The sequence below is a fragment of the Streptomyces aurantiogriseus genome, assembly GCF_014649375.1.
Taxonomy (GTDB): domain Bacteria; phylum Actinomycetota; class Actinomycetes; order Streptomycetales; family Streptomycetaceae; genus Streptomyces; species Streptomyces aurantiogriseus.
In genome coordinates this window covers 234,316-248,447 of record NZ_BMSX01000013.1, presented here as the reverse complement: position 1 = coordinate 248,447, position 14,132 = coordinate 234,316, and the positions used below count along the sequence as shown (strand labels likewise).

13 protein-coding genes are annotated in these 14,132 nt (G+C 71.6%); 7 read left to right on the top strand and 6 right to left on the bottom strand.

Annotation, left to right across the window (positions count from 1 at the left end; genetic code table 11):
* Positions 1–125: 125 nt before the first annotated feature.
* Together IE263_RS26880 and IE263_RS26875 are read right to left on the bottom strand one after the other, a co-directional pair.
* Positions 126–794: a TetR/AcrR family transcriptional regulator gene (locus tag IE263_RS26880; RefSeq protein WP_189940359.1), complete on the bottom strand. Its 669-nt coding sequence runs from the start codon at positions 792–794 to the stop codon at positions 126–128.
* 63 nt (positions 795–857) lie between these two features.
* A complete protein-coding gene (locus tag IE263_RS26875) occupies positions 858–2,450 on the bottom strand; it encodes an MFS transporter (RefSeq protein WP_189940358.1) in 1,593 nt (530 codons plus the stop codon).
* 168 nt (positions 2,451–2,618) lie between these two features.
* On the opposite strand from IE263_RS26875, the gene panB reads away from it, so the two are divergent.
* From panB to IE263_RS26860, 3 genes are all read left to right on the top strand, one after another.
* Positions 2,619–3,485 carry a 3-methyl-2-oxobutanoate hydroxymethyltransferase gene (gene panB / locus IE263_RS26870; protein ID WP_189940357.1) on the top strand — a complete coding sequence of 289 codons (867 nt, stop codon included), beginning with the start codon at positions 2,619–2,621 and terminating at the stop codon, positions 3,483–3,485.
* 246 nt (positions 3,486–3,731) lie between these two features.
* Entirely contained in the window at positions 3,732–4,757 is a 1,026-nt protein-coding gene (locus IE263_RS26865; protein WP_189940356.1) for an ATP-binding cassette domain-containing protein, read from the top strand.
* Positions 4,754–5,578: an ABC transporter permease gene (locus tag IE263_RS26860; protein ID WP_189940355.1), complete on the top strand. Its 825-nt coding sequence runs from the start codon at positions 4,754–4,756 to the stop codon at positions 5,576–5,578. Before IE263_RS26865 ends, IE263_RS26860 begins: the two co-directional genes overlap by 4 nt.
* Positions 5,579–5,586: 8 nt before the next feature.
* Here IE263_RS26860 and IE263_RS26855 read toward each other — a convergent pair whose 3' ends face one another.
* Complete coding sequence (locus tag IE263_RS26855) at positions 5,587–9,198, bottom strand: AfsR/SARP family transcriptional regulator (protein ID WP_189940354.1); 3,612 nt, start codon at positions 9,196–9,198, stop codon at positions 5,587–5,589.
* Positions 9,199–9,586: 388 nt separating this feature from the next.
* On the opposite strand from IE263_RS26855, the gene IE263_RS26850 reads away from it, so the two are divergent.
* Positions 9,587–10,384: a site-2 protease family protein gene (locus IE263_RS26850; RefSeq protein ID WP_189940353.1), complete on the top strand. Its 798-nt coding sequence runs from the start codon at positions 9,587–9,589 to the stop codon at positions 10,382–10,384.
* Here the strand turns inward: IE263_RS26850 and IE263_RS26845 are convergent.
* A complete protein-coding gene (locus tag IE263_RS26845; protein WP_229911180.1) occupies positions 10,374–10,613 on the bottom strand; it encodes a hypothetical protein in 240 nt (79 codons plus the stop codon). The genes IE263_RS26850 and IE263_RS26845 overlap by 11 nt on opposite strands.
* Positions 10,614–10,617: 4 nt before the next feature.
* Positions 10,618–11,334, bottom strand: a complete 717-nt coding sequence (gene npdG, locus IE263_RS26840; RefSeq protein ID WP_189940351.1) for an NADPH-dependent F420 reductase — start codon at positions 11,332–11,334, stop codon at positions 10,618–10,620.
* A 127-nt stretch (positions 11,335–11,461) separates the two neighbouring features.
* On the opposite strand from npdG, the gene IE263_RS26835 reads away from it, so the two are divergent.
* Complete coding sequence (locus IE263_RS26835) at positions 11,462–12,061, top strand: hypothetical protein (protein ID WP_189940350.1); 600 nt, start codon at positions 11,462–11,464, stop codon at positions 12,059–12,061.
* 8 nt (positions 12,062–12,069) lie between these two features.
* Here IE263_RS26835 and IE263_RS26830 read toward each other — a convergent pair whose 3' ends face one another.
* Positions 12,070–12,303 (bottom strand): hypothetical protein, encoded by a 234-nt coding sequence (locus IE263_RS26830; RefSeq protein ID WP_189940349.1) that lies wholly within the window; start codon positions 12,301–12,303, stop codon positions 12,070–12,072.
* 58 nt (positions 12,304–12,361) lie between these two features.
* On the opposite strand from IE263_RS26830, the gene map reads away from it, so the two are divergent.
* Together map and IE263_RS26820 are read left to right on the top strand one after the other, a co-directional pair.
* A complete protein-coding gene (gene map, locus IE263_RS26825; protein ID WP_189940348.1) occupies positions 12,362–13,219 on the top strand; it encodes a type I methionyl aminopeptidase in 858 nt (285 codons plus the stop codon).
* A gap of 208 nt (positions 13,220–13,427) precedes the next feature.
* A complete protein-coding gene (locus IE263_RS26820; protein ID WP_189940347.1) occupies positions 13,428–14,075 on the top strand; it encodes a biliverdin-producing heme oxygenase in 648 nt (215 codons plus the stop codon).
* The last annotated feature ends 57 nt before the right edge of the window (positions 14,076–14,132 follow it).

The following is a 14,132-nucleotide window of genomic DNA, read 5'->3' as shown; positions in this document are numbered from 1 at the left end:
CCGTGCACACCGTTCATCCCCCGCGGGTACGACCCTAGGGGATGATCGGCTGGGATCCTGCCGTCCCATGACGGCCGTACGGGGGCGAGGACGAACGGGTCGGTGTCAGGGGTTCCGGTCGCGGCTCACAAGGACCGGTCTGTGACGAAACGCGCACATTCGGGCGGACTCGCCGGGGAACTGACGGGCCGTAGACCGGCCAGTAGCGTATCGACGATCTGCTCCGCGAGGCCCTCCGTGAGATCGGCGTCGGGGCGCAGGAGGGAACGGACGAGCATGGGGCCGGTGAAGAGGTCGTTGACCAGTTCGAGGTCGACGTCGGCGCGCAGTTCGCCGTTCTCCTGGCCACGGCGCAGCACGTCCAGGCCCAGACGGCGGCGGGGCGCTATGACCGTGTTGTGGTAGGCCGCCCAGATCCTGGGGCTGGTCTTCATCTGGGCGTGGACGGTGTGCAGGATCGCCGAGGCCCTGTTGGCCAGCCCGCGCTGCCGCAGCGACTCCAGCAGCACGACCAGGTCGTCCCGCATGGAGGTGCCGGGCAGCTCGGGGTCCTCCGGCTCGGCGGCCCGCACGACGTCGACGAAGAGCTCCTCCTTGCCGCTCCAGCGGCGGTAGATGGCCGCCTTGCCGACACCGGCGGTACGGGCGATCCGCTCGATGGACACCTCACCGAGCGGAACCCCCTCCTCCAGCAGCTTCATCGTCCCTTCGATGATGGCCCGCTCCACCGCCTCACTACGGGGCCGCCCCCGCCCGGGCTGCTCCACACCGGTGCCACTCTCCGCGAGGCTCACGTCCGTCCGTCCCTTCTTCGCACTGGGGAGATTGTCACTCAGGGAAAGCGTCGCCGGACGGTGCTACGACTCCGTCCGCACCAACTCCCCCTCCTCCTGCGCGCCCTGAGGCGTCTTCGGCTTGCCGGGCAGGAAGAGCCCCACGACCACGGCGCCCACGACGGCCACCCCGGCCCCGCACAGCGCGGTGACGTGCATCGCGTGCAGGAACGCGTCGTAGGCCGGCTCGACCAGCGTCCTGCCCTGCGGGCCGAGCTTCGCGGCGACGCCCAGGGTGGCCTCGATGGACTCGCCCGCCGTCTCGCGCAGACCCGCCGGCACGACGCCCAGCTTGTCCTCGATGCCGCCCCGGTACGCGGTCGACAGCACGGAGCCGAGCACGGCGATGCCGAGCGCGCCGCCGACCTGGCGGAAGGTGTTGCTGAGGGCGGAGGCGGAGCCGGCCTTCTCGCGGGGCAGGGCCTGCATGATGACGACACTGGTCGGCGTCATGATGTGGGCCATCCCGGCGCCCATGAAGAAGAAAACGACCTCCAGGACCCAGATCGGCGTGTCCGCGTCCAGCGTGGCGAACGCGACCAGCGTGGCCGCGATGACGAGCATGCCGGCCGTCGTCGTGGCCTTGTTGCCGAAGCGGTCGACGACCAGCCGGGCCCGCGGCGCGAAGATCAGCTGGGCGGCGGCCAGCGGCAGCATCAGCAGGCCGGTCTGCAGCGGCGAGTAGCCGCGCACGCTCTGGGTGTAGAAGACCGAGAAGAAGGTCACGCCCATCAGCGCGAAGAAGACCAGCGCGATGACGGCGATCGCGGCCGAGAACACCGGGCTCTTGAAGTAGCTGACGTCGAGGGACGGATGGTCGCTGCGCTTCTCGAAGACGACGAACGCGACGAGGACGACGAGACCCGCGGCGATCGTCCCGAGCACGGTCGGGTCGGTGAAGTCGGCGAGCTCGCCGCCCCTGATGATGCCGTAGACGAGCAGGACCAGGCCGACGACGGACAGGACGACGCCGACGGGGTCGATCCGGCCGGGGTCGGGGTCGCGGGAGTCGGGCACCAGCCACAGCATCAGCGCGATGGCGAGCAGCACGATCGGCACGTTGACGAGGAAGACCGAGCCCCACCAGAAGTGGTCGAGGAGAAGGCCGCCGGTGACGGGTCCGATGGCGATGGCGAGCCCGACGCCGCCCGCCCAGATCCCGATGGCCTTGGGCTGCTCCTCGCGTTCGAAGACGTTCATGAGGACGGCGAGGGTCGCAGGCATCACGAACGCGGCACCGAGGGCCATCACCGCGCGGAAGGCGATGAGCTGGGCGGGCGAGCCGGACTCGGCGGCGAGCGCGGAGCCGATGCCGAAGACCGCGAGGCCGCCGAGCAGGACCTTCTTGCGGCCGACGCGGTCGCCGAGGAGGCCGGCGGAGAAGAGCAGGCCGGCGAAGACGAGGGTGTAGGAGTTGATCGCCCACTCCAGCTCGCTCTGGGTGGCGCCCAGGCCGACGGGGGCGGGGGTGGAGATGGTCTTGACCGCCACGTTCAGGATCGAGTTGTCGAGGACGACGATCAGCAGGCTCAGCATCAGCACGCCGAGGATCGCCCAGCGGCGGCGGTGCACCGCTTCCGGTATTCGGGGGGCGGAGGGGACGTCAGCAGAAGTCATGCCGCCGAGGCTACGACCATTCCGATACGAGACCGTCTCGTATCGGAACCTCTTACTGAGGTTTTACCCACAGGGGGTGCTCTGGTCCTCCCTGGCACGAGGTGCCACCATGGAGATGGTCCGGGGACGCCGTGAGGGCGCCTCGAGATGACGTAAGGAGCCGTTGCAATGACGCAGCTTTCGGCTGCCCAGACGAAGCCCTCCGACGGCAGCAAGGCGCTGTACGGGGGCAAGGGCACGCGCCGCATCACCGTTCGCGACCTCGCCGCCGCCAAGGAGCGCGGCGAGAAGTGGCCCATGCTCACCGCGTACGACGCGATGACCGCGTCCGTCTTCGACGAGGCCGGGATCCCGGTGATGCTCGTCGGCGACTCGGCGGGCAACTGCCACCTCGGGTACGAGACGACCGTGCCCGTCACCCTCGACGAGATGACCATGCTGTCCGCCGCGGTCGTACGGGGCACCCAGCGCGCCCTGATCGTCGGCGACCTGCCCTTCGGGTCCTACCAGGAGGGCCCCGTGCAGGCACTGCGCAGCGCGACCCGGCTGGTCAAGGAGGCCGGGGTGGGAGCCGTGAAGCTGGAGGGCGGCGAGCGCTCGCACCGGCAGATCGAGCTGCTGGTGGAGTCCGGCATCCCGGTCATGGCGCACATCGGCCTGACCCCGCAGTCCGTGAACGCCATGGGCTACCGCGTCCAGGGGCGCGGCGAGGAGGCGGCCGCGCAGCTGCTGCGGGACGCGAAGGCCGTCCAGGACGCGGGGGCGTTCGCCGTCGTGCTGGAGCTGGTGCCGGCGGAGCTGGCCGCCGAGGTCACGCGTGTCCTGCACATCCCGACCGTCGGGATCGGCGCCGGGCCGGAGACGGACGCGCAGGTGCTGGTGTGGACGGACATGCTGGGGCTGACCGGTGGTCGTGTCCCGAAGTTCGTCAAGCAGTACGCGAACCTGCGGGAGGTCATGGGCAACGCGGCGAAGGCGTTCGCGGAGGACGTCGTCGGCGGAACGTTCCCGCAGGAGGAGCACTCCGTCCACTGAGCCAACTCCGCACCATGGCAGCCCGCCGATCGTCCCCCGTCGGCGGGCTGCTGGTTTTTGCGCCTAAACCGGCGCCGCTCTCGCGGAGTTGGTTGCTCGCCGTCGTGGTTTCTCAATTGATGGTTCTGCCGTCGTCGGGGAAGCAGTCGGTGCTGTCGGTCGCGTGTCGGCAGGGGTCGGTCGCGTGTCGGCGGCTGTCGGTGGGCTGTCGGTGGTTTGTCGGTGGCCCCTGACACCGTCATCGGCATGACGCGAATCGACAAGAACCCCAGGGGCGCCGACAGCGCCGTCACCGTGCGGGGGCTGGTGAAGCACTACGGGGAGACCAAGGCGCTGGACGGCGTCGATCTGGACGTGCGGGAGGGCACCGTGATGGGGGTCCTCGGGCCGAACGGGGCCGGGAAGACCACCCTCGTGCGGATCCTGTCCACCCTGCTCTCCCCCGACGCCGGCCAGGCGACCGTCGCCGGACACGACGTCGTACGCCAGCCCCGGCAGCTGCGCCGGGTGATCGGGCTCACCGGGCAGTACGCCTCCGTCGACGAGAAGCTCCCGGGCTGGGAGAACCTCTACATGATCGGGCGACTGCTCGACCTGCCGCGGAAGGACGCACGCGCCCGCGCCGACGAGCTGCTGGAGCGGTTCTCGCTGACGGACGCCGCCAAGCGGCCCGCGAGCACCTACTCCGGCGGTATGCGGCGGCGGCTCGACCTGGCCGCCTCGATGATCGGGCGGCCCGAGGTGCTCTTCCTCGACGAGCCGACCACCGGGCTCGACCCCCGCACCCGCAACGAGGTGTGGGACGAGGTCAAGACGATGGTCGGCGACGGGGTGACCGTCCTGCTGACGACGCAGTACATGGAGGAGGCCGAGCAGCTCGCCTCCGAGCTGACCGTCGTCGACCGCGGCAAGGTCATTGCCGGGGGTGCCATCGACGAGCTCAAGGCCAAGGTCGGGGGGCGGACTCTGCGGGTGCGGCCTGTCGATCCGACGCAGCTGCGGCCGCTCGCCTCCACGCTCGACGAGCTCGGCATCACCGGGCTCGCCGCCACGACCGTCGACACCGACAGCGGTGCCGTGCTCGTGCCGATCCTCAGCGACGAGCAGCTGACCGCCGTGGTCGGCGCCGTCACCGCGCGTGGCATCACCATCAGCTCCATCACCACCGAACTGCCCAGCCTGGACGAGGTGTTCCTGTCCCTCACCGGGCACCGCGCCAGTGCCCCGCAGGACACCACGCCCGCCGACACCCGCGAGGAGGTCGCCGTATGAGTGCCACGACCGCCACGACCGCTGCCGTCACCACCGCCGACGCCCGTATCCCGCTGCGCGGCCACCTCCGCCACACCGGCGCCCTGATCCGCCGCAACCTGCTGTGGATCAAGCAGGACCCCGAGTCGATGTTCGACGCGCTGCTGATGCCGGTCGTCTTCACCCTGCTGTTCGTGTACGTCTTCGGCGGCTCGATCGGGCAGGCCCTGGGCGGCGGGCAGGACGGGTACGTGCAGTACGTGATCCCCGGCATGATCGCGATGATGAGCATGTCGCTGTCCCAGGGCGTCGGCACCGGCTTCAGCCAGGACTTCAACTCCGGTGTCATGGACCGTTTCCGGTCCCTGCCGATCGGGCGCGGCTCGGTGCTGTTCGCGAAGATCTCGGTCGAGCTGGCGCGGATGCTCTTCGCGACCACCGTGCTGATGATCGTCGCCGTCCTGGTCGGCTTCGACATCACCAGCTGGCCCGGTCTGTTCGCGACTGTCGGCCTGTCGGCGGTGTTCGCCTCGTCGATCATGTGGGTGTTCCTCACCCTGGGCGTGGTGCTGAAGAACGCGCAGTCCGTGCAGGCGATGGGCTTCCTGGTGCTGTTCCCGCTGCAGTTCGGCTCGTCGATCTTCGCGCCGACGAACTCGATGCCGGGCTGGCTGCAGGCCTTCACCGACTACAACCCGCTCTCCACGCTCGCGGACGCCTCGCGCGGACTGATGGTGGGCGGCCCGGTCGCCCACGACCTGTGGGTGACCCTGGGCTGGTCGGTGGCCATCACGGCGGTGATGGCGCCGGTCGCGATCCACAAGTTCCGTACGAAGAGCTGAGCCATGGCTCACACCAGGGCGGCGGCCTCCTCGTAGGAGAGGCCGCCGCCCGAGGCGTACGCGGCCTCGTACGCCTCGTCGCCGAGCGCGGCCCGGACCCGGGTGACGGCCAGCTCGCGTGACACGCGCTCCAGGCGAGGGGGCACATGGGGAGACGGCAGCAGGGCGTCGGCGGCACCGAGGCAGCGGGCGGCCGCCTCGGCTCGGGTGCCGTCCCCCAGGCCGGCCATGGCGGTCGCGGCGATGGACAGGAAGAAGGAGCGCATGTACGGGGCGACGGCCATGGACAGCGGGTCGCCCGCCTGTCCCAGGGCCTTGCGGACGGCCGTCAGCGCCTCCTCGTACCGTCCCGTGGCCGTGTCCAGCCAGGCCTCCGCGCCGAGGATGAAGGCGTTGAAGACGACGAAGTTCGCGATGCCGAACTCCTCGCGCAGCAGCCTCAGCTGTTCGCGGGCCTCGGCGGTGCGGCCGGTCATGCCGAGGTGGCCCGAGAGGAAGAGCCGGGCGGCGGGCATCGCCTCGTTGAGCGTGCCCTCGGCGAGGGAGATCACCTCGCGCAGGATGCGCTCACCGCGCTCCTCGTCGCCCGCCTCCAGCAGGGCACTGCCCAGCCGGGCACCGAGGACCGCCCACTGCGTGCGGGCGCCGAGCCGTTCGGCGTAGGCCATGGCGTCCTCGTAGTCGGCGGCGGCCGCACGGTAGGAGCCCAGCCGTTCGTTGGCCTCCGCGCGTGCGGAGAGGGCTTCGGCGGTGCCCCAGGCGTCGCCCCGGCGGCGGAAGATCTCCAGGGACTCGTCGGCGTCCCGGGCCGCGTCGTCCGCCCACTCGGAGCGGTTGGCCAGCAGGTTGGCGCGCAGCTGCAGGCAGGAGGCGAGCTCCCACTCGTAGCCGGGCGTCTCGCGGCAGGTGCGGACGTTGGCGTCGGCGATGGAGCGGACGCGGTCCACGTCGCCGATGAGCATCACGGCATAGAACCAGAGCAGGCCGGGGACACGGCAGGTCTGCGGGAGGCCGGCCTCGTAGGTCTCGGTGATGGCGCGCAGCTTGGCCCGGGCCGCCGGGCTGCCCTGCCAGGCTTCCAACTCGGTGTCCATGGTGGAGAGATGGGCCAGATGGACACCGCGACGGGCCTCGGCGAGGACCTCGCCGGTCATCGGCGGCGGGGCGTCGATGCAGGGCTTCCACACCGGGGCGGCGGGGCGGACGGGCTCGGTGAAGGGGTCGGGGCCGAGGGCCATGACGGCCCTGCACCAGGTGCGTGCCTCGATGCGCAGATCGCGCATCGTCCAGTACCAGACGAGGGAGAGGACGAGGCAGAGCGCCTCCTGCTCGTCGCGTGCGGCGACGGCCCGGCGCAGCGCGGTGCGTACGTTCTCGTACTCGAGCTGGAACCGGTCGATGGCGGCGCGCTGCTCGGGGCCCCGCAGCAACGGCTCGGTGGTGCGGGCGAGTTCGCGGTAGTACGTGAGGTGCGCGCGCTCGGCAGAGGGGCGGCCGCCGGACTCGTCGAGGCGTTCGGCGGCGTACTCGGCGACGGTCTCCAGCAGCCGGTAGCGCATCGCGCCGTCGGGCGCCGGGGCGGCCACGACCAGCGACTTGTCGACGAGGGAGCCGAGCGCGTCGAGGGCGGCCGGGCCGCACACGGCCTCGGCGGCGGCGAGGTCGCAGCCGCGGGCGAAGACCGACAGCCGGCCGAGGACCTCGCGTTCGTCCTCGTCGAGCAGGTCCCAGGACCAGTCGACGACGGCGCGCAGGGTCTGCTGGCGGGGCAGGACGGTGCGGCTGCCGGAGGTCAGCAGCCGGAAGCGGTCGTCGAGCCGGTCGGCGATCTGGCGGGGTGTCAATATCCGCAGCCGGGCGGCGGCCAGCTCGATGGCCAGGGGCAGGCCGTCCAGACGGCCGCAGATCTCGGCGCAGGCCTCGGGGTCGTCGTCGACCCGGAAGCCGGGCCGGGCGGCCGCTCCCCGGTCGGCGAGCAGCCGCAGCGCGACCGGCTCCGGCAGCGGCTCCACGGGCCGCAGCACCTCGCCGGGCACACCCAGGGGTTCGCGGCTGGTGGCCAGGACCGTCAGCTCGGGGCAGCGCTTGAGCAGCTCGTCGACGAGCCGGGCGGCGGCCTCGACGACGTGCTCGCAGTTGTCGAGGACGATCAGCATGCGGCGCCGGGCGCAGTGCTCGACGAGACGTTCCACGGGGTCGTCGTGACGCTCGCCGGCGGCCCGCATCTCCTCTGCGCCGGCGCCGTACAGCACGGTCTCGCGGGCTCCCAGGGCGGTGAGGACGGCCTGCGGTACGGCGTCCGGGTCGACGACCGGCGCGAGCTCGGCCAGCCACACCCCGTCGCGTGCCGTGTCCCCCACGGTCTCGGCGGCCTCCTGCGACAGCCGGGTCTTGCCGGCGCCGCCGGGCCCGAGCAGCGTGACGAGCCGGGCGGCGGCGAGATCCCCCCGGATGGCATCGATGTCGGCCTCCCGGCCGACGAAGGAGGTGAGCCGGGCGCGGAGGTTGCCGCGGGGCGGGGCGGAGCCGTCGGGGAGGGGGGCGGAGTCGGCTGGGCGGACGGAGCTGTCGGGGGTGTGGGCAGGACCGCCAGACGGCCCGGTGCGGTCGCCCGACGACCGGGCGGGACCGCCCCACGGCCGGGCAGAACCGTCCGACGACCAGGAGGGACCGCCCGACGACCGGGCGGGATCGCCCCACGGCCGGGCAGAACCGTCCGACGACCAGGAGGGATCGCTCGACGGCCAGGTGGGACCGCCCGACGACCGGCCCGAACCGGTGAAGGCGGTCGGGCCCGGAGGTTCCTGGCGCGGGCCCGGACGCTCCTGGCCTGGACCCGAACGGTCCCAGGCCGGGCCCAAGTGGTCCCGGCCCAGGCTCGGCAGCTCGGTCGGAGCCAGTAACTCGGCGTGCAGGGAGCGCAGTTCGGGGCCGGGATCGGAGCCCAGCCGGTCGGCCAGGAGTCGGCGTACGTCCTCGTAGGCGGCGAGGGCCTCGGCGGTGCGGCCGGCGTCGCGCAGGCCGCGCAGGCGCAGGGCTTGGAGGGGCTCGTCGAGGGGGTGGGCGTCGCACAGGGCGGTCAGCTCGGGCAGGGACTGCTCGGCGTGTCCGAGGGCGAGGGCGGCGGTGTGCCGGGCGCGTACGGCGTCGAGGCGGCGGGCCTCCCGGCGGGCGGCCTCGGCGGTGCGGTCGGGCAGGTCGGCGAGGGCCGGGCCCTGCCACAGGGCGAGGGCGTCGTCGAGGAGGGCGGCCGCCTTGGCGGGGTCACCGTCGGCGAGGGCGCGCAGCCCGTCGCCGGTCAGCCGCTCGAAGCGGTGCAGGTCGACGGCGTCGGGCGGGGCGGTGAGCCGGTAGCCGCCGCCCTCCACCGAGGCCACCGCGTCGGCACCGAGGGCCCGGCGCAAGCGCCCGACCAGCGCCTGCAGTGCGCCCGTCGCGTCGGCGGGGGGCTCCCCGGCCCACACCTCCTCCACCAGCAGCCCCGCGGGCACGGTCCGCCCGGCCCGCAAGGCGAGCACGGTCAGCAGCGCACGCAGCCGCGCGCCGCCGACGGCGACGGGGGCCCCGTCGGGGCGGAGTGCCTGGGTGGTGCCGAGGATGCGGTAGCGCATGGGGGCCATTGTCTCCGCTGTCTTCTGGGCCGGTCACGGGGTTTCGGCGGTGCGGCGCGGAAGGGCTGGCGGTTCGTGTCCCTCGGTATCACCTTCGCCGAGCGGTGGCAGAGCATGGGGATCACCGAAATCGGAGAGCGGAGAGGATCTGGTCCACGCCGGCATCACGGTCCGATGCCACCCACGAGACCGCGGCGGCCGCGTTCTGGAGATCCCCGAAGACTTCTCGGAGCGTCTCGCGAAGCTCTTGAGTCAGTGCGAACCCATACGCCTACCGGGCTCCGCCCTCTCCCGCACTTGTCCGCTCTGCGAAACTCACGGGCGAGTCGTTTCCGCGCCATCACCATTATGGTCGAGGTTCCCTCAGCCCGGCCGCCACGTACCAGGAGCCCCGCCCATGACGACCGCCTCTCGCACGAGCGAACAGCGGATCAGCCCTGTCTTCCTAGGAATCACTGCTGTCATGGCAGTCACCGGTTGGGCGGTGTGGACGGACTTCGCTGCGTCGCCAGGCCTCGCCGTCTTCCTCTTCGTCACCTCGGCCTGGGTGGTGTCTCTGTGTCTGCATGAGTACGCACACGCTCGTACCGCACTGCACTCAGGCGATATCACCGTGGGAGCCAAGGGCTACCTGAGCCTCAATCCGCTCGCCTATACGCACGCGCTGCTCAGCATCGTGCTGCCGGTGCTGTTCGTGATCATGGGCGGGATCGGTCTGCCGGGCGGTGCCGTGTTCATCGAGAACGGGCGGATCCGGGGCCGGTGGCGGCACAGTCTGATCTCGGCGGCCGGTCCGCTGACGAACGTGCTGTTCGCCGCGGTGTGCACGGCGCCGTTCTGGCTGGACGCGCTGGACGGCGTGCCCGCCGACTTCCGGTACGCGCTCGCCTTCCTCGCCCTCCTGCAGGTCTCGGCGGCGATCCTGAACTTCCTGCCGGTGCCCGGCCTGGACGGCTACGGCGTGATCGAGCCCTGGCTGCCGTACAGCGTGCGACGGCAGGTGGAGCCGTTCGCTCCGTTCGGGCTGTTGTTCGTGTTCGCGCTGCTGTTCGTGCCGTCGATCAACGGCGCGTTCTTCGACGTGGTCGACGCGGCACTGCGCGGTCTCGGGATCGGCGACCTGGAGACGTACTGCGGTGACGGTCTGTACCGCTTCTGGGAGGGGACGCCGGAGATCTGCTCGGTCAGCCCGTGACGGACCTGCGGGCCTTCTCGCGCTTGACGTAGTACCAGGTCATGTTGGACGACAGGCCGGCCAGCAGCACCCACACGACGCCCAGCCAGCTGCCCTGGGTGAAGGAGACGACCGCGGCGGCCACGGCGAGCAGGCAGACGACGAGGGTGTAGAGGGCGAGGCGGGGCATGGGGCGTTTCTCCTGTCGGGGGACACTGGCGCACTGCTTGTGCCGAACAGTGTCCCCCATCCCCTCACACGTCGGTGATGCGGAGCCCCGCGTGCGCCTTGTACCGGCGGTTCACCGAGATCAGGTTGGCGACCAGCGACTCCACCTGGTGGGCGTTGCGCAGCCGTCCCGCGAAGATGCCGCGCATGCCGGGGATACGGCCGGCCAGCGCCTGCACGATCTCGACATCGGCGCGCTCCTCGCCGAGGACCATGACGTCCGTGTCGATCTCGTCGATCTCCGGGTCCTGCAACAGCACGGCCGACAGGTGGTGGAAGGCGGCGGTGACCCGGGAGTCCGGCAGCAGGGCGGCGGCCTGTTCGGCGGCGCTGCCCTCCTCCGGCTTCAGCGCGTAGGCGCCCTTCTTGTCGAAGCCGAGCGGGTTGACGCAGTCGACGACGAGCTTGCCCGCCAGTTCCCCGCGCAGGGACTCCAGGGTCTTGCCGTGACCGTCCCAGGGCACGGCGACGATCACGATGTCGCTGCGGCGCGCGGTCTCGGCGTTGTCGGCGCCCTCGACACCGTGGCCGAGCTCGTCGGCGGCGGCCTGGGCGCGGTCGGCGGCCCGCGAGCCGATGATCACCTTCTGGCCGGCCTGGGCGAGCCGGTAGGCGAGGCCCTTGCCCTGCGGCCCGGTCCCGCCGAGCACGCCGACGACGAGCCCGGAGACGTCGGGGAGGTCCCACGGGTCCTTGGCGGGGGCCTTCGCGGGGGCGTTCTGTGCACTGTCGGAAGAGGTCATGGGCCGACTTTACGTGCGCGTGGACGGCCCGGCCGGGCCGGGTGGCGGCGGTCACCTTTCCCCGGGTCGGGCGAATCCACGGCGAACGCCGGGCCGGGGGCGGGCCGGTGGTGCAGGATGCGGTCGCATGGACGCCGTACGGGTCGCGCTGCTGCGCGAAGTGCTCGCCGGGACGGAGTGGCTGGGGGCCACGCGGAGGTTCGCCGCGGTGCTGCGGGGGTCCGTGGTGTCGCACGGGGGCGGGCTGCTGCTGGTGGGCACCGCGGACCACGAACCCTGGCATCTGGCGGCCCACCTGGTGGACGAGGCCGCGTGGTCCGGTACGCCGGAGCTGGCGCCCACGCTCGTACGGCATGACGCCCGTCCCTCGGATCCGGCGCACCTCGCGGTCGGCCTGGGGCGGATCGAGGCCGCCCGTCGGGGCGAGACCCTGCTGGTGGTGACGCCGGAGGGGGACGTGCCGCTGCTGGAGCGGGTGTCGGACGCGCGGCGGGCCGGCGTCACCGTGCTGTCCCTCGGTCCCGGTGAGGGGGAGTTGACGGCCCTGGCCCACGAGACGCTCGCCGTGCCGGACGGCTCGGAGCTGGACCTGGACACCGTGCAGCACCTGGTGAGCGCGGCGGCGGGCGAGCACGTGGTGCCCTCCCCGAAGGGACGCCGCCGCTTCCGCGACAAGCTCTCCAGGCTGGCGGAATCCCTGACAGCCCCGCCCCCTCCCCCTTGGTGACGGGGACGTCAGTCCTCGTCCGTGCCCCCGCCCGTCGGGGCGTCGTGCCACCGGGGGTCGTTCTCCCACTGGAGGTTGCGTTCGCGGGCGGTCGCCATCGCGTGTTCGGCCTCGCCGCGGGTCGCGTACGGACCGAAGCGGTCCTTGGCCGGGCACTCCGGCCCCTCCTCGACCTTCTTGTGCTCCAGGCAGTAGTACCACTCGCCGGGCTTGCCGACCGTCCGCTTCTTGAACAGGGCCATGACCAGCTCCTCTCGCCAACGACATGTTCCCCCATGCCCGCTGGTTAGACTCGCTGGCATGTCTGGCCAGTCGCTGCTCGTGCCCGGGGAGCTGTCCCCCACCCGTTCCGTGCCCGGAAACATCCGCCGCCCCGAGTACGTCGGCAAGCCCGCGCCGACCCCGTACACCGGGCCGGAGGTGCAGACGCCCGAGACGGTCGAGGCGATGCGGACCGCCGGCCGGATCGCCGCGCGGGCCATGGCGGAGGCCGCGAAGCTGATCGCGCCGGGCGTCACCACCGACGAGCTGGACAAGGTGGCGCACGAGTACCTGTGCGACCACGGCGCCTACCCCTCGACGCTCGGCTACCGCGGCTTCCCCAAGTCGCTGTGCACATCGATCAACGAGGTCATCTGCCACGGCATCCCGGACTCGACCGTCCTGCGCGACGGCGACATCGTCAACCTCGACGTGACCGCGTACATCGGCGGGGTGCACGGCGACAACAACGCGACCTACCTGGTCGGGGACGTGGACGAGGAGAGCCGGCTGCTGGTGGAGCGGACCCGCGAGTCCCTCGACCGTGCGATCAAGGCAGTCAGGCCGGGCCGGCAGATCAACATCATCGGCCGGGTCATCGAGTCGTACGCCAAGCGGTTCGGGTACGGGGTGGTGCGCGACTTCACCGGCCACGGGATCAACTCGTCGTTCCACTCGGGGCTGATCATCCCGCACTACGACAGCCCGCACGCGACGACCGTCATCCGGCCCGGTATGACCTTCACGATCGAGCCGATGCTGACGCTCGGGACGCACGAGTACGACATGTGGGACGACGGCTGGACGGTCGTGACCAAGGACCGGAAGCGGACGGCCCAGTTCGAGCACACGCTGGTGGTGACGGAGACGGGCGCGGAGATCCTCACGCTGCCGTAGCTCCCCCGCCTCGCGGCCGGCGCACAGAAGCGCCCCGCGACCACAGAAAACCCGCTCCCCTCAGCCCGCTCTTCTCAGCCCGCCCTCCTCGGAGGGCGGGTTTCTCGTTGTCGCGTTACGTTTTTACCGACAGGTCGTCGGAAAAGTTGCCGACACAAGGTCGGCAAGACGTTGACTTAGGTAAGCCTAACCATAGAAAATCTGACCCATGGACTCCTTCTCGACAGTCATCCGCACCGCCTCCCACGAGCAGCACACCGAGGCGGAGACCTCGACGTTCATGAGCGACCTGCTCGGCGGGCGGCTCGGCGTCGACGCGTACGCGCGCTACACCGAGCAGCTGTGGTTCGTGTACGAGGCGCTGGAGGCCGGGGCCGAGCGGCTGGCGTCGGATCCGGTGGCCGGGCCGTTCATCCGGCCTGAACTGTTCCGGCTGACGGCACTGGAGCGGGACCTGGCCCATCTGCGGGGTCCCGAGTGGCGGGCGGGACTGTCCGCGCTGCCGGCGACGCGGGCGTACGCGGAGCGGGTGCGTGAGTGCGCCGAGCGGTGGCCGGCCGGATACATCGCCCACCACTACACGCGGTACCTGGGCGACCTCTCCGGCGGACAGATCATCCGCGACAGGGCGGAGAAGGCCTGGGGCTTCGAGAGGAAGGGCGACGGCGTCCGCTTCTACGTCTTCGAGGGGATCAGCAACCCCGCGGCGTTCAAGCGGGGTTACCGGGAGCTGCTCGACGCGGTGCGCGCGGACGACCTGGAGAAGCAGCGGATCGTGGCGGAGTGCAAGAAGGCGTTCGCCTTGAACACGGCTGTCTTCCGGGCCCTGGGTGAGGAATTCCCCCTGTCGGCGTGACCGGCGACCTGGGGGCTGTCGCCCCCGGACCCCCGGCACCAAGAGTGCGTGACCGGC